19 protein-coding genes are annotated in these 16,239 nt (G+C 59.2%); 17 read left to right on the top strand and 2 right to left on the bottom strand.

Translation table 11 applies throughout. The annotated features are described in order from the left end of the window. The first annotated feature begins 25 nt into the window (after positions 1-25). The gene (locus MNR02_RS08485) at positions 26-1,234 is read left to right on the top strand and encodes a site-specific integrase (RefSeq protein WP_241946487.1); all 1,209 of its coding nucleotides are present in this window, start codon (positions 26-28) and stop codon (positions 1,232-1,234) included. Here the strand turns inward: MNR02_RS08485 and MNR02_RS08490 are convergent. Beyond that, positions 1,180-1,608, bottom strand: coding sequence for a hypothetical protein (locus MNR02_RS08490; protein ID WP_241946488.1), 429 nt, complete (start codon positions 1,606-1,608; stop codon positions 1,180-1,182). The two genes, MNR02_RS08485 and MNR02_RS08490, sit on opposite strands and share 55 nt — an antisense overlap. Before the next feature lie 277 nt (positions 1,609-1,885). Between MNR02_RS08490 and MNR02_RS08495 the strand changes: the two genes are divergently transcribed. The 7 genes from MNR02_RS08495 (at position 1,886) to MNR02_RS08525 (ending at position 6,885) form a co-directional block, all read left to right on the top strand. Next, a complete protein-coding gene (locus MNR02_RS08495) occupies positions 1,886-2,104 on the top strand; it encodes an AlpA family transcriptional regulator (RefSeq protein WP_241946489.1) in 219 nt (72 codons plus the stop codon). A 227-nt stretch (positions 2,105-2,331) separates the two neighbouring features. Further along, entirely contained in the window at positions 2,332-2,712 is a 381-nt protein-coding gene (locus tag MNR02_RS08500) for a hypothetical protein (RefSeq protein WP_241946490.1), read from the top strand. Positions 2,713-2,756: 44 nt separating this feature from the next. Beyond that, on the top strand, positions 2,757-2,945 hold the full coding sequence (locus MNR02_RS08505; RefSeq protein WP_241946491.1) for a hypothetical protein: 189 nt from the start codon (positions 2,757-2,759) through the stop codon (positions 2,943-2,945). A 178-nt stretch (positions 2,946-3,123) separates the two neighbouring features. Continuing rightward, on the top strand, positions 3,124-4,905 hold the full coding sequence (locus tag MNR02_RS08510; protein WP_241946492.1) for an AAA family ATPase: 1,782 nt from the start codon (positions 3,124-3,126) through the stop codon (positions 4,903-4,905). A gap of 216 nt (positions 4,906-5,121) precedes the next feature. Beyond that, entirely contained in the window at positions 5,122-5,355 is a 234-nt protein-coding gene (locus MNR02_RS08515) for a hypothetical protein (protein WP_241946493.1), read from the top strand. Further along, entirely contained in the window at positions 5,352-5,750 is a 399-nt protein-coding gene (locus tag MNR02_RS08520; RefSeq protein WP_241946494.1) for a hypothetical protein, read from the top strand. Before MNR02_RS08515 ends, MNR02_RS08520 begins: the two co-directional genes overlap by 4 nt. Then, positions 5,725-6,885, top strand: coding sequence for a hypothetical protein (locus MNR02_RS08525; protein WP_241946495.1), 1,161 nt, complete (start codon positions 5,725-5,727; stop codon positions 6,883-6,885). The genes MNR02_RS08520 and MNR02_RS08525 overlap by 26 nt, the downstream gene beginning before the upstream one ends. Positions 6,886-7,041: 156 nt before the next feature. Here MNR02_RS08525 and MNR02_RS08530 read toward each other — a convergent pair whose 3' ends face one another. After that, complete coding sequence (locus tag MNR02_RS08530; RefSeq protein WP_241946496.1) at positions 7,042-7,344, bottom strand: hypothetical protein; 303 nt, start codon at positions 7,342-7,344, stop codon at positions 7,042-7,044. 963 nt (positions 7,345-8,307) lie between these two features. Here MNR02_RS08530 and MNR02_RS08535 point away from each other — a divergent pair. The 9 genes from MNR02_RS08535 (at position 8,308) to MNR02_RS08575 (ending at position 16,228) form a co-directional block, all read left to right on the top strand. Continuing rightward, positions 8,308-8,523, top strand: a complete 216-nt coding sequence (locus MNR02_RS08535; protein ID WP_241946497.1) for a hypothetical protein — start codon at positions 8,308-8,310, stop codon at positions 8,521-8,523. Then, entirely contained in the window at positions 8,517-9,083 is a 567-nt protein-coding gene (locus MNR02_RS08540; protein ID WP_241946498.1) for a hypothetical protein, read from the top strand. Before MNR02_RS08535 ends, MNR02_RS08540 begins: the two co-directional genes overlap by 7 nt. A 234-nt stretch (positions 9,084-9,317) precedes the next feature. Further along, on the top strand, positions 9,318-9,923 hold the full coding sequence (locus tag MNR02_RS08545; RefSeq protein ID WP_241946499.1) for a hypothetical protein: 606 nt from the start codon (positions 9,318-9,320) through the stop codon (positions 9,921-9,923). Between the two features lie 121 nt (positions 9,924-10,044). Beyond that, positions 10,045-11,805, top strand: coding sequence for a phage terminase large subunit family protein (locus MNR02_RS08550; protein WP_241946500.1), 1,761 nt, complete (start codon positions 10,045-10,047; stop codon positions 11,803-11,805). Next, positions 11,802-13,433, top strand: a complete 1,632-nt coding sequence (locus tag MNR02_RS08555) for a phage portal protein (RefSeq protein ID WP_241946501.1) — start codon at positions 11,802-11,804, stop codon at positions 13,431-13,433. Before MNR02_RS08550 ends, MNR02_RS08555 begins: the two co-directional genes overlap by 4 nt. Further along, positions 13,423-13,641: a hypothetical protein gene (locus tag MNR02_RS08560; protein WP_241946502.1), complete on the top strand. Its 219-nt coding sequence runs from the start codon at positions 13,423-13,425 to the stop codon at positions 13,639-13,641. Before MNR02_RS08555 ends, MNR02_RS08560 begins: the two co-directional genes overlap by 11 nt. A gap of 17 nt (positions 13,642-13,658) precedes the next feature. Further along, complete coding sequence (locus MNR02_RS08565) at positions 13,659-14,726, top strand: head maturation protease, ClpP-related (RefSeq protein WP_241946503.1); 1,068 nt, start codon at positions 13,659-13,661, stop codon at positions 14,724-14,726. Positions 14,727-14,744: 18 nt separating this feature from the next. Then, the gene (locus tag MNR02_RS08570; protein WP_241946504.1) at positions 14,745-15,125 is read left to right on the top strand and encodes a head decoration protein; all 381 of its coding nucleotides are present in this window, start codon (positions 14,745-14,747) and stop codon (positions 15,123-15,125) included. A gap of 65 nt (positions 15,126-15,190) precedes the next feature. Next, complete coding sequence (locus MNR02_RS08575; protein WP_241946505.1) at positions 15,191-16,228, top strand: major capsid protein; 1,038 nt, start codon at positions 15,191-15,193, stop codon at positions 16,226-16,228. The last annotated feature ends 11 nt before the right edge of the window (positions 16,229-16,239 follow it).

A 16,239-nucleotide genomic window follows, 5' to 3' on the forward strand; every position in this document is an offset into this window, starting at 1 on the left:
GTGGGGAAAATTGCGGGGAAGGAAAATGGGGAGCCATACTCGAAATGTGCTCACCGTCAAAGCAATTGCGGCCAGCTCCGCGAAGAAGCTGCGCGACGGCGGCGGCCTTTGGCTGGTGACAAAGGGCGAAGCTCGATACTGGATATACGACTATACCCACAACGGAAAGCGTCGCCAACTCGGCCTCGGACCTTTGCTCAGCGTTGGCCTGGCCGAGGCCCGAGCGAAGGCTGAGGAGGCCCGTAAGTTAGTCCGGGCCGGGGTGGACCCAATAGAGCAGCGCAAGGCGGTCGAGAGGAAGCCGATGACCTTCGGCGAGTATGCAGATGTGTTCGTGGATGCGGCGGTTAAGGCGGGCCGCTGGCGAGGCGCGAAAACCGAGGCCAGGTGGCGTAACATTCTGACGAACCATGCCGCCGTTCTGCGTCCGAAGGCGATTAACTCGATCACTGTGGCAGAGGTCCTGGAGGTTTTGCGCCCAATCTGGGGTGTCAGGCAGGAAACCGCCGAGAAGACACGGGAAGCGATAGAGCGGGTCCTTGATGCTGCGAAAGTTGAGGGACACCGAAGCGGGGAGAATCCCGCCACTTGGCGTGGTCAGCTCGAACACGTACTTCACAAGCCTAATTCCCTGGTGAAGAAAAGGCATCACGCAGCCATGCCTCACGCCGACGTCGCTGCGTTCATGGGACGGCTTCGGGAAGTGAAAGGTGTCGAGGCGCGTGCCTTGGAGCTTGCTGTATTGACGGCCACAAGAAGTGGTGAGGTGAGGGGCGCCCTCTGGTCCGAGATGGATCTGCAGAAAAAGCTTTGGACCATACCGGCTATCAGGACGAAGCAAGGCAAAGAGCATCGGGTCCCACTGTCCGATCAAGCGGTGAAGCTACTTAAGAAAATGGTGAAGGAATCGGTCAACGATTTCGTCTTTCCCAGCGTCCGCGACGGCAAGATGCTCACCGATGCAACACTAGGTGCTGCGCGTAAGGCGGCCGAAGGCGATGGGTTTACAACTCATGGCTTCAGGTCGTCATTCAGGGACTGGACAACTGAAGTCGCGCACGCACCTCGCGAGATCGCCGAAGCAGCGCTCGGGCATGCCGTCGGTGACGCTGTTGAGCGATCGTATGCTCGCTCCGATGCGCTAGAGCGGAGGAGGGCACTGATGCAGGCATGGGCGGACTATTTGGGGAAACCGTCAGCTATTGCTTCGCCGACGAATCCGAGCGTGATCTGAGAAAACTCCACAGTCCTACGTAGATCGATGGGGCGGCTGAACATCGGGCCGAATTCAAACGTGTTCGCCTCGCCGTCTTTTACAAAGATAACATCCGCCCTCGGATCCGGCCCATACATAATTACCCGTACGGACATATGCCCCGGTGCATCATCAGGCGCGCTGAAGGCCGCACGCTCCTCTGGAATTGATTCGATCATGTTCGATAGGGCTTCGCCGAACGTCGAGCCTAGCGCGTCTTTAGCCACATAAACCGTCTCCCTTACTCGGTTCGCCGGCAGGTCACGAAAGTCCTTTACTAGTTTAACCGCGTCCTTCGGGTTCGCGTCCCAGGCTGTCGCGATGATCATGTTCGCGGCGTCAGCATATGTCATGGGCGTGGTTCCTCGCCCCCGTAAGGCCCTGGTGCGGAGCCCAGCTTCTGCCAGATATCGATCAATCACCGTCACTGTCTCTATAGGCACACCCATATTTTCGGCTACGACAGCGATCAATTCTTTCTGCGTTGCCAATGCGTTGCCTCCACGTGTTAGTGATCTTACATCGCATAAATCAATAATGTGCGCAAGACGGTATTGACTTTTTTGGCATTAATGCATATCTTGCAGTTATGGGGGCGCGATGCTTCTGCATTTTATGAGAGGAGAGAACATGATTCATGCCAACGATAACTTGCCCACACTCATAAGCCTGAACGACGCCTGCCGGATGACCTCGATGTCCAGAAGCATGCTGAACCGATATCGCGCGGAAGGGCGCTTTCCGATTGCCGTGGAACTCGGAGACAGACGCGTGGCCTTCGTCCGGTCTGAAGTTGCCGACTGGGTCAAGGCAAAGATCTCGGCGAGGGCGTCCGAGCTCGCCGCCTAACCGCAACACCAGACATCACCATCATCAACACGACCGGCCTCGTCGCCGGTAGAGGAGGAATTTTGCGCTCAGAATCTACACCAGTGCGCGGGTACGGTTTGACGCTATACCGTGATCAAGACGACTGCGAAGCTTGCGGCTTCTTGGACGGGTCTCCCGTCCTGGTTCCCGCGTCCGCCGAGCGCACGACGAGGGGCCGCCGAATACGTTTCCGTGAGGGAAATCACGTGATTCGGCAGTTTGGCGATATTTTTTGCGCCGATCCAACGACAGCTGGTCTCGTTCGGCAGGCGCTCAACGAAAAGTTCGGCCGAGAACGCGATGCCGTAAATGCGTTTCGCGTCGTCTTAGCTAACCTTTCTCGGCGTCAGCGTTACCTGTTTCTCTATGTCGGCATTGCCAACATGCAAACCGGCTCTGTCGATACTGTTTCGTTCACCCTTGAAGCGCCTGACGAGCGCGTGCAGCGCGACGGCCAAGCCAAATTCGGTCGGTTCATCGATGCGCTCGGCCTGACCGAAATCGCCGATAGCGACCTTTTGATAGGCCGGACGGGGACATTCTCAGGTGCTGGGGAGAGCCGCGTTTACAAGCGGTGGCCGTCCTGATGCGGGTTCTAGCCATTCGGCCGCAGCCAAACGGCGGAAAGACCTTGGCCCGTTTCGACATTGAAGTACTCCCCGGCGTCAGGCTGTTTGACTTAAAGCTGATCCGGGGCGACCGCGGCTACAGAGTTTTTGGTCCAGCCATTGGTGGCGGCGCTGCCGCTACGTTCGCGCCTGAAATCGCCGACAAACTCATTGAACTCGTGGGGGATGTTGCCCGTAATGCCAAGCACTAGCACCCTAACCCCTCAGTCCGTCGCGCGCGCCATCGGCGGGAAGGTCGTCCGCGGAAATCGCGTCGTCGCGCATGCCCCCGGCCATAAAAAAGGCGCTCCTGAAATCTCCATCACTGTCGACCCGTCCGCGCCTCGCGGTATCCTCGTGAACTGCTTCAGCGGTGAGGACCCCGTCGCAATGAAAGACTGGGTTCTCGAGCGCTGCGGCGAGCCCGCTTTCTCTCCAGGCCAGCGGTCAGACGATCCGACCGCGCACATGGCCCTCTTGAAATCGAAGGATGCCCCCAAGCCGTTCTATGACGCCCATCTCATCCGGCGGGGCTACTCCTGCACGGCTGAGTACGACTACACCACGCCGGACGGCGAAGTTCTGTTCCAGGTGTTGCGCTACGACCACCCCACTGAGCCTAAGTCATTCCTCCAGCGGCAGCCGGACGGGCATGGCGGCTGGCTTTCTGGTCGTGGTGAGCCGATTCTATATCGGCTGCACGACCTAGCGGCAAATGTTGAAGATCCCATATTCGTCACCGAAGGTGAGAAGGACGCAGACCGGCTAGCTTCGCTCGGATACCTTGCCACGACCGTCCCAAACGGCTCGTGGCCCGAGGACGTTTCAGTTATTGCCGGACGTAAGGTCTTTGTACTCGCCGATAACGACGATGCGGGGGACAAGAAGGCAAGGGCGGCAGTCGAGCGCCTGCAGGGGATGGCCATCGTGAAGCGCGTGGACTTGCCAGGCTTACCGCCGAAGGGTGACGTGTCCAATTGGCTTGATGCGGGGCACTCGACCGACGAGCTGGAAGCGTTGTCGCTGGCGGCCGCCCCGATCGCGGCGAACGACAACAAGCCGACGCCTACGATTATCTCGAGCGCGGAACTCGTCAGCGGGTTCGTCCCGCCCGACTACTTCATCGACGGCGTCGCGCAGAAGGGGTTTATCTACTCGATGACGGGCGCCACCGGGACAGGGAAGACAGCCGTCCTGCTCCTAATCGCCCGACTTGCAGCTGAGGGAGGAGAACTCGCTGGGCGCGGGATCGAGAAGGGCAGGGTCGTATATTTCGCAGGCGAGAATCCCGACGACGTGACTATGCGGTGGATCGGGATGGCGTATGAGACGGGCTTCAACCTCGATGCAATTGATGTTCATTTTATCCGGGACCGCTTCAGCGTGCCGGAAGCGCTGGTCGCAATTCACTCCCAGGTCGAGGCTCTCGGTGGGGCCGACCTCATTGTTGTCGACACTTCTGCTGCATTCTTCCAGGGGACCGACGAAAACGGCAATACGGAACTCGGCAAGCATGCTCGCGACCTGCGCATGTTGACGACTTTGCCAGGGCGCCCCTGCGTCATGGTTGCATGCCACCCAACGAAGAACGCCACGTCTGACAACCTACTCCCTCGCGGCGGCGGCGCCTTCATTGCTGAGGTCGATGGCAACCTTACCCTCGCTAAGTCAGATGGATCGATCAAGCTCTATTGGCAGGGCAAGCACCGCGGACCAGATTTCGATCCGATCACGCTTGAACTTAAGACCATCACCGCGCCAGGGCTGACCGATAGCAAGGGGCGCCCCATTCCTACTGTAATGGCGCAAGCGCTGTCAGCGAGCGACGTCAAAGGATTGGCCGCGGCTTCACGTCGCGACGAGGACGATGTTCTTCTCCACATCGATCGAGATACCAAGGCTTCGCTCGTCGCCATCGCTGAAGCACTGGGCTGGAAGCGGGAGGATGGCTCGTTCCATAAAGACCGCGCCCGGCGAGCGACGGATAAGCTGCGTCGAGATAAGCTCGTCACGTACGAGGGGCGGCGCTGGAAGATCACGCCCGCAGGCTTCGATGTTCTCGGCGACATACGCGCAGAGCGCCATCGAGAGCAACAGGCAGGCGAGTTCGCGACGCGAATGCACGAGAAATCTGCCGTGCGGAACCGTCCATGGGGGGGCGCACGAACCTGAAGAAGAATGAGCCATTCGTGCGTAGTTCGTGCGCCGCACGAAAAGCCCGCACGAAAACTGGAAAACCTCGCGAAAATTGAACGAAATCAATATCGTGCGCCCGCACGATATAAAACTCAAATCACACTCTGAACGATGGGGGGATTAAAATCCCCATCATCGTGCGTGCGGAACTTTTTCTATAGCACGCACGACCGCACGATTTAGAAGGTTCACATGGCCCAACCCGTCTACCAACCTGAACTCGCCTGCGCCGTCCATGGCCTTTCGTACGATTTCACAGCCAGAACCGGCATCCTGGTTATGGCGGAGGACCACTGCGCCGACATGGCAGGAGCAATCGCCCTGTTCCAGCGTATCGATCCGGAGGTGAACACGATCGCCACAATAGCCGGCGGCCGTGACGAAACGAGATACCGTCGCCGTGGCAGCGAATGGGTCACGGTATGAAGCGCCGCACCGGACCCGGCCAGCTTTCGCTCGAGATGGCGGACCAGATGGCGCCCACCAACCCCAAGTACCAAGGCCGGCATTATCGCTCGTGCCTCGCGGAAGCTCACACGATCATCGAAGCGTTCCGGCTTAGGATTACGGAACTCGAGGACTCGCTGGAACGGCTGAAACGAGACTGCGACTACCGGCTATCACTCTGCGTGCCTCGCACGGTAGCCGAGGAGGCAAGACAACTAGCGGCGGCTGGTATGCGGTATCGCGCTGCGGAGATCGTCGAAGAGAAAGACGGCATCCCGACGGCGCTCTCCTACGCGATCGACTGCATTCCAAACCCGAAGCCAAAATTCTGCACACAGGAGCAACTCGATGAGCGACTCGCCCAGCAATCGTGATCTTAGTCAACTCTCGGCCCTCTTGGCGGTCGCTTCTCACACGCCCGCGCCGACCAAGTCGAAAAAATCCAAGCCCGTCCCCGCCAACGACAACAAGGCGCCCGACGTTCTGTCCTGGCCAACTCTTGAGCGTCTCGCGCATCGTGGCGACGAGGTTCGTGTGTACGCTCTCAGGCACTGGAAAAACCTCAATTATCCCGGATCCGGCTACATCCCACCGCAGCCAACCGACGACGAAACTGACGAGGTACAGGTAGAGACACGCCCGTCCGAGGCCGAGCTTCTTCGCGCGGTTGATTGGACGGTGACAGGGTCCGAGCGATGGGAGCACACAGGCCGTATCGTGAAGACCTATGAACGGGCCGATCTGCCGACAGAGGTCAAGCGCCACCGAAACGGCACTGTCGACATCAAGCTCGGCGATCTCGTCTTCCGCGATGGCGAGATGGTGGAATGGGGCCGCACCAGAAAAGGCAGGGCGCTCCGTCCCGTTGAACGCGCTCGCGGCGTAAAGGGCGGAGAGGCGCCGGGAAGGACAGAGGCAGCCATTTGGTCATACATCCGTATCCGGCCAGGCGCTCCTTCACCGTTTGCTGCTACGTCGCTTCGCCGCCCATTCTCGGGAACGCCAGTTATCGTGAACATGTACGATCCGCTTCCGCGGGAGGAACCCAGCACGAAAGACCGACACGGCCGGTTCGGCGTCGAGGAGGCTCGCGCACTTCTTAAGGAGCACGGCGTGGACGGCTCGGTGGCGTTCGCAGATCTCCCGGTCCCCGCGGCGCAGTGCCAAGACACACTCGTGCCGGGTCCGCAGTGGGTCGGCGGAGTAAAAAAACCAAAGCCTCTAGGCGAGATTTCCCAGGCGGCGGGTCGGGAGTGCGAGCTCGCGCGGCGGGTCGAGACAGGCGATTACGTCGACCACCTCCGTCGCCTCCTAGGGGATCACGCGAAGGTCCTTGATTTGGCCATTTCCGATGCGACCGCAAGGGAGATTGGGATAGTGATGGGGAAGGCGCCCGCCTACGCCGAGAAGGCAGGCCCGTGGCTGATCGATGCTGCTATTGACGCACTGATCGCCGTCGACGAGACCGCCCGCTTGGCGGTGATGGAGGAAAAGAAAATCGCGGCTTGATGTCGGGTCGGGGTGGTCGTCGCCCCGTATTTAAATGAAGGGATAGATATCTCGGAGGCCGCCTCTGCGCGGCCTCTTCCAATTTGGGGCGCTGCCGAAACGCGGACGTGCAAACTCGCGAGATCGCCAGGACTGCTCCGAAACCCACAGACGAAATCAGTAACCGCGGGCTCGCCGATTGAAGCTGCTGACCGCGTCGCTGTACGACGCGCCTGCGCGCTCGTTATCTCGGTTGGCTTCGTTGATCGCTTGTTGCGCCTCGTCGTTGCGACACGACATGTAGCTCTCCACCTCCGATTTGTATGACTCCATGTCGCGCTTGCAACGATCAAACTCCCATTCGTCGTCAAACGCCCCAAATCGTGTCGCGCAGCTTGGCGCCGACGGTTCAGAGCAGTAGGAATGCGCCAAGGATGGCACCACGATAGAGATAAATACGGCGAAAAGTGTAGTACGCATGAGAGACCCCAGTTTGCAGTATTCCTGCATGGGTTGCGATCTATTGTCTACGCAATTTTTCGTCGTTTGCACCGCTCTCGACAAGAGGACCAACGTGGCAGTCTCGCCCCAACGGCGTAGCAACGGCGCCTCTTGTCATTTATCCGACGGGTTGCCCCACTGGCCTCGGCTATGCGCTCCCGTCACCCCATTGCCGTGGCGCGCCTCCTCTCGCGACATGGTGATCGCACCGGGTTGAGCATGACCCCGCTAACCATTGGCTTGGTGGGTCGAGCATGCTCCCCGGTGCTATGGTTCTCTACAGGTGTTGTATGTAGTTGTGGTAGACACCATGTACCTTGCTATGGTGTGTAGTAGGGGCGGTACCTGCATACACTCTGCCATCGTAGGGTGCCCAAGTGTTGACACCGGCATACATCAGACATACATTCATCGTGCTTCAAGGCTCTGTCTAAGGCCTCTATCTTGGATGAATACAGAAAAACTCGCAGGGGTGATGACCTAGCGAGTTTTTTTGTGCGTGGAACCGGAGCGCCTCGCAGGGCGACACTCCGGCCATGTCATTTAATGACCCTTATAGCGGTCAATGATCTGAAGAACTGCTACAACCGTTACAGGTATAGACAGGATCAGAATTACTGCTTCAATGCTCATAGGCCTCCTTTCCTCTACGGCGGGGTTTGGATTGTCGCTTGATGAGGGCGACCCCACAGCCAACGGCGCCTTCCGGCATCCCGCGATGCTTTCCGGCTCTTCTAGTCCATTAGGCTGCTGCCGATACCAATGTATGATTGCTTTGCGTTCTGGCTGCAAACGCTAAATATACTATTGCCAGTTTCTTTATGCCACTGCCATCTCAGATACCCGCATTCTGAGCGGTCCCCCGTTGCCATCGCTATCTCAGCGCTACATGCGCTCTCCCGGCACCGGGTGTTCGTGGTGCGCTTCCTCGCGAGGGCTGTCATGCTCATGGCAACGCTGACTAGCTACGAAGACGACTTCCGCCCGATGGAGGACGATCGGCTCGTGACCATTGTCGTCGACGGCGAGGCAAGGCACTGGCTAATGGATGAGGCGCGGGGCGAGATGTATCCTGTCATGACGTATGGCTATATGATCCGTGCGTTGGCGCGGCTTGCCAGCCTAGATGTTCAGCGCGCGACTATTGCCGCATGCTAGTCGTATCTATCACAGGCGACGGCGTACGCCGCTTCACACAACTTGCTCGTGAACTTGGCGACGGCAGGGCTCGCAGCGTCTACAGCCGCGCAATCAACGACACAGGCGCCAAGGCTGCCACTGCCACGGGCAGGGCGCTGGCTGACCAGTCTGGCCTGGCCAAGCGCGTGGGCGCCAAGGCGGTCAAGAAGCGCATACGATCCACTCCTGTCACGCTGGCCTACGAAATCCCCGTCAAGGGTGGAGAGATCAGGCTCAAGTATTTCAAGGCGCGCGAGACCCGCAAGGGTGTGAGCGCAGCGCCTCGCAATCAACGGCAGGTGTTTTCCGGTACGTTCATGAAAGCCGGTTGGTGGCCCAAGCGCGTGGTCAAGGGCAACTGGAACGGTCAGGTCTTCCGGCGGGTGGGCAACAAGTTTCAGGTGGTCAAGTCCGATGTCGTCCTGCCGACCGAAGCGACCACGGGCAACACCGCTGCAACCTTCGATAGGGGTAAGGACGCGCTCGATGTGCGCGTCACGCACTACTTGCGCAGGCTGGCTGGTGGGGCTTTGAGTTGAGTGTTGCTCTAGAGCAACACATGATGCGATGCGCGAGAAAAATCATCTAAATGTTGATTTTCATTCGATTTATGTCGATTGTGACTTGATGGGTCGAGGCATCTGTGATAGAATGGAATGTTGCGCATCTGCAACACACCCCTACCATAGGGACCGTGTGTTGCATAAATAGCACAGCGGGCGCGAACGCCTCGACTTCGCCACATCGGATAGTTTGAAAAGGTGTCCGCGGGCATGGCTCTTGGGATCTCAATTCGGGAGTTTGCCCGCCGAGCCGGATGCGATGATAAGGTCGTCCGCCGGAAGGTGAAGTCCGAGCATATCAGGCTTTTGGCCGACGGAACCATTGACCCTCGTTATCTTGATCTGGACTGGCGGAGCGGGGAGCATCCCGTGTCCGCGGTGGAGCAAGGTGCGGACGCATTTGCGGACACATCGAGCCTTGAAGCAGCCGCTGAAGAGTTGGTGTCCGCACCAGGCGGTGCCAAGTGGTCGAAGGCTGAAGCTGAGCGCATCAAAGAGAACTACGCTGCACTTCTGCGCCAACTCGAATTCGAGCGCGAAAGCGGCGCTGTCGTTGAAATTGAGGACGTAATCGTGGCGGTGGCCAGCGAGTACGCGGTTGTCAGAAACAGGCTTCTGGGTATCGGCTCGAAAGTGGCGCCTTCGGCTGCCGTTTTGAAGTCGGCCGAAGAGATCAAGGCCATCATCGACGAGGAAGTGATTGCCGCATTGAACGAGTTGGCGATTGATGATGGGCAAAGAGACTTCGGAGACCTCCGCAAGTCGCTACAGCACAGGTTCGGCCCGTCTGCTGACGAGGTTGCGCCGAGCCCGTAGCGAAGCGCTAAAGCCGCCACCCAAGCTCACACTTAGTCAGTGGGCCAACACATACGCATATCTGTCTCGCGAAACCAGCGCAGACACCGGCAGATTTAAGTCCTTCCGTTACCAGGACGGCATGCTCGACGCCGTGACCGATCCGACTGTCCGCCAGATCACGGTCATGAAAAGCGCCCGCGTCGGCTATACGAAGATGCTGGACCACATGGTTGGGTATTATATCCACCAGGACCCGGCTCCGATCCTCATTGTTCAGCCGAAAGAGAGTGACGCTCGAGATTACAGCCAGACCGAAATCGCGCCGATGCTGCGTGATACGCCGGTTCTGGCGGAGATTGCAGGCGACCTGAACTCTAAGGCGGCAAACCAGAAGGTCGACAAGCGGATATTCCGCAATGGCGCGTCGGTATCCTTTGTTGGGGCGAACAGCCCGGCTGGCTTCCGTCGCATCACGGTGCGCATCGTCGCGTTTGACGAGGTCGACGGCTATCCAGCCGACGGCGCGGGCGATGAGGGCGATCAGATTTCGCTCGGCACCAAGCGAACCGAAACGTTCTGGAATCGAAAGATCATCCTTGGCAGCACGCCAACGGTTCAGGGCATCAGCCGCATCGAAAAGTCATTTGAGGAAAGCGACCAGCGCCACTACCACGTTCCTTGCCCGCATTGCGGTGCGAAACAGCGCCTGAAGTGGGAAAACTTCAGGTGGGATAAAGATGCGAACGGCAACCATCTGACGGAAACCGCACACTTCCGCTGCGAAGCCAAAGGTTGCCGCATCGAGGAGCACGACAAACTCGCCATGATCAATGGCGGGGAGTGGATTGCAGACAAGCCGTCCGTTGGGCATGCCGGCTTCCATATCTGGGCAGCTTATAGCCTGTTTCCCAATGCGTCATGGTCCGCCTTGGCAATTGAGTGGCTAGCTGCTTACAAGGACCCGCTGCGCAAGAAGACGTTCGTCAACCTCGTGCTTGGCCTGCCGCACAAGGAAGTCGTTAACGTTGCCGATCCAGACGTCCTGAAAAGCCGATGCGAGCCGTACAACTGGGAAACGCTACCGGACGGCGCCGTTATGGTGACGGTCGGGGCGGATACTCAGGATGACCGCATCGAGGCGACGTTTGTTGCCTGGGGCGCCAACGGAGAAAGCTGGGTCGCTCGTCACGAGGTGATCAACGGTGACACGTCGAAGTTGGCCATATGGGACGAGTTCGACAGACTGATCCGAGAGCCGTGCGAGACAGACGACGGGCGAAAACTCTTCGCGCAAGCGGTCTGCATCGACAGCGCGGGCCATCGATCGGAAATGGTCTACAAGTTCGCTCGAGACCGCAAGCGTCGACGGATATATGCGTGCATCGGTCGCGGAAATCGCGATCCGAAGGCCCCGCGCATGATTTGGCCAAAGACGGCTAGCCGGACAAAGAATAGCGGCGACAAGCCATACATCATTGGCGTCGATACGGCGAAAGACGATATCTTGTCTCGTCTGGCAATCGTTCCGAACGAGAACGATCCGACGCCGCGGGCTATTCACTTTCCGGCCGTTGGGCTGAGTTCGGACTACTTCACGCAGCTGACGTCAGAGCACGCAGTCACCAAGACCGTGGGCGGCAGAACGACTCGAAAATGGGAAACCAAGACGGCCGGCGCCCGAAATGAGGCGTGGGACTGCTTGGTACTGGCACTGGCGGCACGAATGTCTCTACCTAACAAACTTGATAAGGCGCCGCGCAGACGATCCAGCAAGGCAGATGAGAAGCCGGCGAACGACAATTCGCCAAGCAAAGAGAGCGCTACCGATGATTCCGGGGACGGGAAGCAGAAGGAGCGCGCGCCTCGCCGCAAGCGGGAACGATGGGGGGCATACCGATGAGCGACAAGCCACGGGTTCGGGTGAAAGCCCCCGGCGTCAAGATTGCCGCTCCTACGGTGAAGCGTGCCCGCGCACAGTACCTGCGCGACAATAGCTCAGGCATCCTGACAATGCGCCGCGCCGTCACCCGTGATGGCGCGGTTAGTGTCCGAGAGTCGGCAGAGCGCGCCTCCGCCCTAGCCTGGGATTTCATCCACAATAGCGGATGGATAGCTGGTGCAGTCGACCAGATCATCACCGACACGATTGGAGATGAACTCAAGCTGTCAGCAAGGCCGAAGCTGGCAAAACTTGGCTGGACGCCGGCGGAAATCACCGCGTGGTCAAGGCTGGTCGAGGATGAATGGTATCTGCACGTCTGGCGGCCGCAAGAGTACAGCCTTAACGGTACGACGACGCTCGCCGAGCATCTCGACGGAGTTATCAGGTACTATCTCGCTAGCGGAGAGGCCATCGGCCTCATCGACTTCATGCCAAAGGGCATGCGCAGGCGGCACGGTATCAAAACGGGCACGAAAGTGTCGCTGGTGGCACCTCATCGTCTGAAACGCGAGACAAATGAGTTCATCGGCCTTGATCAGGGCATCTTTCTTGATCCAGAACGCGGATCTCCAACCAAGTTCAGGTTGATTGGACGCGAGAACGGGCAGGATTTTGACTTCGATGTGCCCGCGTGGAACGGCCCGCTGCGTCGCGTGATCCACGTTATGGACCGTGGGGAGAACCCCGACAGCGTTCGCGGCATCTCTGTCCTGGCCCCGATCCTGAAAGTCGCGGCACAGTACGACCAGTTGGCCGACGCCACTCTTACAACGGCGCTACTGCAGACGGCTTTTGCCGCCACGATCAAGTCGCCGGAGCCTTCCGAGTCTGCTTTCGAGGCAATCAGGACGCTTGAGGATGATGACCCGGATCTTGCCGCGGACCTTATGGACGTATGGGGCAACCGGATCGACGCGCTGAAGGAAAACGGCATCTCGATGTCGGACCACGGTCGGATCAACCACCTTGGCCCAGGCGAAGAATTCCACATGCACACGGCGGCAACGCCTGGCTCTCAATACATCCCATTTTCGCAGAACCTCCAGCGAGAGATGGCCCGCCGCCTTGGCATCACCTTTGAGGCTTTCGCGATGGACCACTCTAACGCGAACTACTCGTCGGTGCGCATGGCTATGTCGTCGGTATGGCCGATCGTCACGCGCCGTCGTGAGCGTGTGGCGGCTCCGTTCTGCCAAGCCATCTACGAGTCCTGGCTCGACGAGAAGATCGGTATGGATCAGATACCGTTCAAAGGTGGATACGCGGCATTCGCGGCCAACCGTGAGCTTGTCTGCAATGCCGAGTGGCCTGGCCCAGCCCAGCCGGTGGCGGATGACTACAAGGCCACCATGGCTTCGGCCAAGCGCATCGAGCTCGGCTTATCATCGACGGAAGACGAGGCGGCACTTATGGGTCGCGACGCTGCTGTCACGCGAGAGAAGATAGCCGCAGAGATCGCGGACATGAACGAAAAGGGGATTCCGATCCCTTACGGTCGGAGTGTCGGTGGTGGCGGCCCGTTGGGTGCGGCAATGCCGTCAACAGGTCGGGTTGCGCGAGGCGCGGAGGACGTGGATGCCGATTGACCATTGCGCGGAAGCCGAACGGCTTAGGACGCTTTACACAGCCATCGTTTCTGGTGATGGCGTCCAGCAGGCTCGCTTCGGTGAGGACGAGATCCGCTACTTCCAAGCTGACAAGAGCGAGTTGAAGCGCCTCATCGCCTACCATGAAGGGCTTTGCGCTGGGAAGCGTAAGCGCTTCGCGGTGCGCGGCGGATTCCGACGCTACTAGCCGATAAGGAAAACAAAATGACTGTTCAAGTCAAAGGTCAGGAAGTCACGCTTTCTGGCACGGTCGGCGTCGATTGGTTTGACGACGGCTTCACCCATGCCGAGGTCGTGACCGCCCTGGCCGGACTGGATGGCGACATCACCGTTCGGCTTAATAGCGGTGGCGGCATCGCAGCTGACGGAGCGGCCATCCACGCCGCTCTGGCGACATATGATGGCAGCGTCCACATTATCGTGGAGGGTATCGCTGCCAGCGCAGCCAGCCTCATCGCGATGGCGGGAGACCGGATCACGGTAGCCGACGGAGCCGTGATGATGATCCACGACCCGCTTAATGTGACGTACGGCAATTCGGCGGATCACGCGAAGACCATCGAGGAACTCGAGGCGTACGCCACCGCCTATGCCAAGCTTTACGCGCGTCGCAGCGGAAAGACCGCTGCGGAATGTCGCGACATCATGAAGGCGGAAACTTGGTACGACGGCGACGAAGCTGTCGCGGCGGGCTTCGCTGACGATACGGGCGAGCAGAAGGCCAAGCCTGTCGCTGCCTATGACTATCGCGCCTATGCAAACGCCCCAAAGCGTTTCGCCGCCCAGGCGAAGGCCAAGGGCTGGTCAATGGCGAAAATCAACGACGCAGCGTCGTCCGCTGCTCATCACAAGGATACTGACATGTCTGAGAAAGAACGTGCGGACGCGCTTGCTGCCGAACTCGCCACGATGAAGGCCGAGAAGGCCGCCGCTGAGGCCAAGCTCGCGGAACTCGACGCCGATAAGGCCAAGGCCGTCGCCGATGCCCTGAAGGCGGACCGCGAACGCCGCGCCGCTATTATGTCGCTCGATGAGGCCAAGGGTCGCGAGGCGCTCGCTGAGGCACTGTTTGCTGATGGCGCAGACGCCGAGAAGGCAAAGGCGCTCCTGGCTGTTGCGCCCGTGGCTGCCGAAAGCGCTGATGACGCGGCTGCAGCCTACGAAGCCAATCGACTTGCCGGCGCGACGCTCAATGGCGGCAAGCAGGGCGGTGACGCGCAGCCAGTGTGGGCCAAGGCCGTCGCACGCGCAAACAAGCTCTCCAAGAAGTAACCGAAAGGACGGTCTGATATGACTATTCTCACTGAAGGCCGCCACAACGGCGAATTCATTCTCTCCGAAGCTGAGGCCGGCCGAGCACGCGACAATGTCGTGATTGCATCCGGCGCGGGCATCCTCAAGCCCGGCACTGTGCTGGGAAAAATCACGGCAAGCGGCAAGTTCTGGCCGTCGACCAACGCGTCCGTTACCGAGACGGCTGGCGCGCAGACGGCGATCGCCGTTCTCGTCAACGCCGTTGACGCCACGTCGGCTGACGTCAAGGCCGCGGTCGTATCTCGCGCCGCGCAGGTTAAGGGCGACGCTCTCTCCTACGACGCGTCGGTCAACGACGGCACGAAGATTGCTACCAAGCATACCCAGCTTGCCGCAGTGGGCATCATCGTCCGCTAACGGACGCTTCTAGCCAAAATCAACAATAGGCCGCCTGAGAGCGGCCTTTTTCTTAGGAGCATCCTATGACCATTCTCAATGTATTCAAGGATGACGCGTTCGGCGTCACCTCCCTTACCGACGCCATCAATGAAATCGAATACCGCCCGAGCCGAATTGAGGCTCTTGGCCTGTTCGAAGAGAAGTCGGTTTCTACCACCTCCGTGTCGATCGAGCGAATTGGTGACGCCCTTCAGCTCGTCCCCCCGACGCCCCGTGGCGGTAAGGGTGACGTGAAGGACAACCAGAAGCGCAGTATGAAGAACCTCACGGTTCCGCACTTCCTGCGCGAATGGTCGGTCATTGCCGACGAAATCCAGAACGTCCGCAAATTCGGCTCCGAGTCGGAACTCGAGACGGTCATGTCTGTCGTTCTCGACAAGGTCATGGACAACATGTCCGACCTTGAAGTTACCAACGAATACAGCCGCCTCGGCGCCGTGCAGGGCGTTGTCACTTACGCTGACGCGACTAGCCTGAACCTCTTTACCGAGTTCGGCGTGACGCAGGCTGCTGAGGTTGACTTCGACCTGGACAACGCCAATCCGGCAGAAGGTATCCTTCGCAAGGCATGCACGGGCATTATCCGCGCTACTCGCACCAATATGGGCGGCTCTCCCTTTAGTTATGTTCACGCGTTCGTCGGCGACACCTTCTTTGACCAGCTGATTTCTCACGCGGAAGTTCGCGAAACTTACAAGGGCTGGTCGGAAGCTCAGATTCTTCGCGATAGCTACGTGGGGCCGAGCCGCGCCGAGAACCCGATCTTCACGTTCGGAGGCATTGTGTTCGAGAACTACGGTGCGGTTGCCGCGGAAGGCGACGGCACGAAGCTGGGCGTCGAGTCGACCAAGGCGAAGTTCTTCCCAGTTGGCGCCCGCGGCATGTTCAAGTCGTACTATGCCCCGGCTCCGTATATGGAGACGGTCAATACCCTCGGGAAGAAGTACTACGCCAAGCAAGAAGCGCTGCCGATGGACAAGGGCGTCTACGGCGAGACCCAGACAAACGCACTGCATATCTGCACGCGTCCTGCCGCCCTGCTGCGCGCCAAGAACACCTAACTAGAAAACGG

The sequence above is a fragment of the Shinella sp. H4-D48 genome (assembly GCF_022637395.1).
Classification (GTDB): Bacteria; Pseudomonadota; Alphaproteobacteria; order Rhizobiales; family Rhizobiaceae; genus Shinella; species Shinella sedimenti.

What these genes read in the sequence shown, in the direction of transcription:
- MNR02_RS08485 (WP_241946487.1), top strand. Translation starts at nt 26, where the DNA reads ATGGGGAGCCATACTCGAAATGTGCTCACCGTCAAAGCAATTGCGGCC.
- MNR02_RS08490 (WP_241946488.1), bottom strand. Translation starts at nt 1,608, where the DNA reads ATGACATATGCTGACGCCGCGAACATGATCATCGCGACAGCCTGGGAC.
- MNR02_RS08495 (WP_241946489.1), top strand. Translation starts at nt 1,886, where the DNA reads ATGATTCATGCCAACGATAACTTGCCCACACTCATAAGCCTGAACGAC.
- MNR02_RS08510 (WP_241946492.1), top strand. Translation starts at nt 3,124, where the DNA reads ATGAAAGACTGGGTTCTCGAGCGCTGCGGCGAGCCCGCTTTCTCTCCA.
- MNR02_RS08515 (WP_241946493.1), top strand. Translation starts at nt 5,122, where the DNA reads ATGGCCCAACCCGTCTACCAACCTGAACTCGCCTGCGCCGTCCATGGC.
- MNR02_RS08520 (WP_241946494.1), top strand. Translation starts at nt 5,352, where the DNA reads ATGAAGCGCCGCACCGGACCCGGCCAGCTTTCGCTCGAGATGGCGGAC.
- MNR02_RS08525 (WP_241946495.1), top strand. Translation starts at nt 5,725, where the DNA reads ATGAGCGACTCGCCCAGCAATCGTGATCTTAGTCAACTCTCGGCCCTC.
- MNR02_RS08530 (WP_241946496.1), bottom strand. Translation starts at nt 7,344, where the DNA reads ATGCGTACTACACTTTTCGCCGTATTTATCTCTATCGTGGTGCCATCC.
- MNR02_RS08535 (WP_241946497.1), top strand. Translation starts at nt 8,308, where the DNA reads ATGCTCATGGCAACGCTGACTAGCTACGAAGACGACTTCCGCCCGATG.
- MNR02_RS08540 (WP_241946498.1), top strand. Translation starts at nt 8,517, where the DNA reads ATGCTAGTCGTATCTATCACAGGCGACGGCGTACGCCGCTTCACACAA.
- MNR02_RS08545 (WP_241946499.1), top strand. Translation starts at nt 9,318, where the DNA reads ATGGCTCTTGGGATCTCAATTCGGGAGTTTGCCCGCCGAGCCGGATGC.
- MNR02_RS08550 (WP_241946500.1), top strand. Translation starts at nt 10,045, where the DNA reads ATGCTCGACGCCGTGACCGATCCGACTGTCCGCCAGATCACGGTCATG.
- MNR02_RS08555 (WP_241946501.1), top strand. Translation starts at nt 11,802, where the DNA reads ATGAGCGACAAGCCACGGGTTCGGGTGAAAGCCCCCGGCGTCAAGATT.
- MNR02_RS08560 (WP_241946502.1), top strand. Translation starts at nt 13,423, where the DNA reads ATGCCGATTGACCATTGCGCGGAAGCCGAACGGCTTAGGACGCTTTAC.
- MNR02_RS08565 (WP_241946503.1), top strand. Translation starts at nt 13,659, where the DNA reads ATGACTGTTCAAGTCAAAGGTCAGGAAGTCACGCTTTCTGGCACGGTC.
- MNR02_RS08570 (WP_241946504.1), top strand. Translation starts at nt 14,745, where the DNA reads ATGACTATTCTCACTGAAGGCCGCCACAACGGCGAATTCATTCTCTCC.
- MNR02_RS08575 (WP_241946505.1), top strand. Translation starts at nt 15,191, where the DNA reads ATGACCATTCTCAATGTATTCAAGGATGACGCGTTCGGCGTCACCTCC.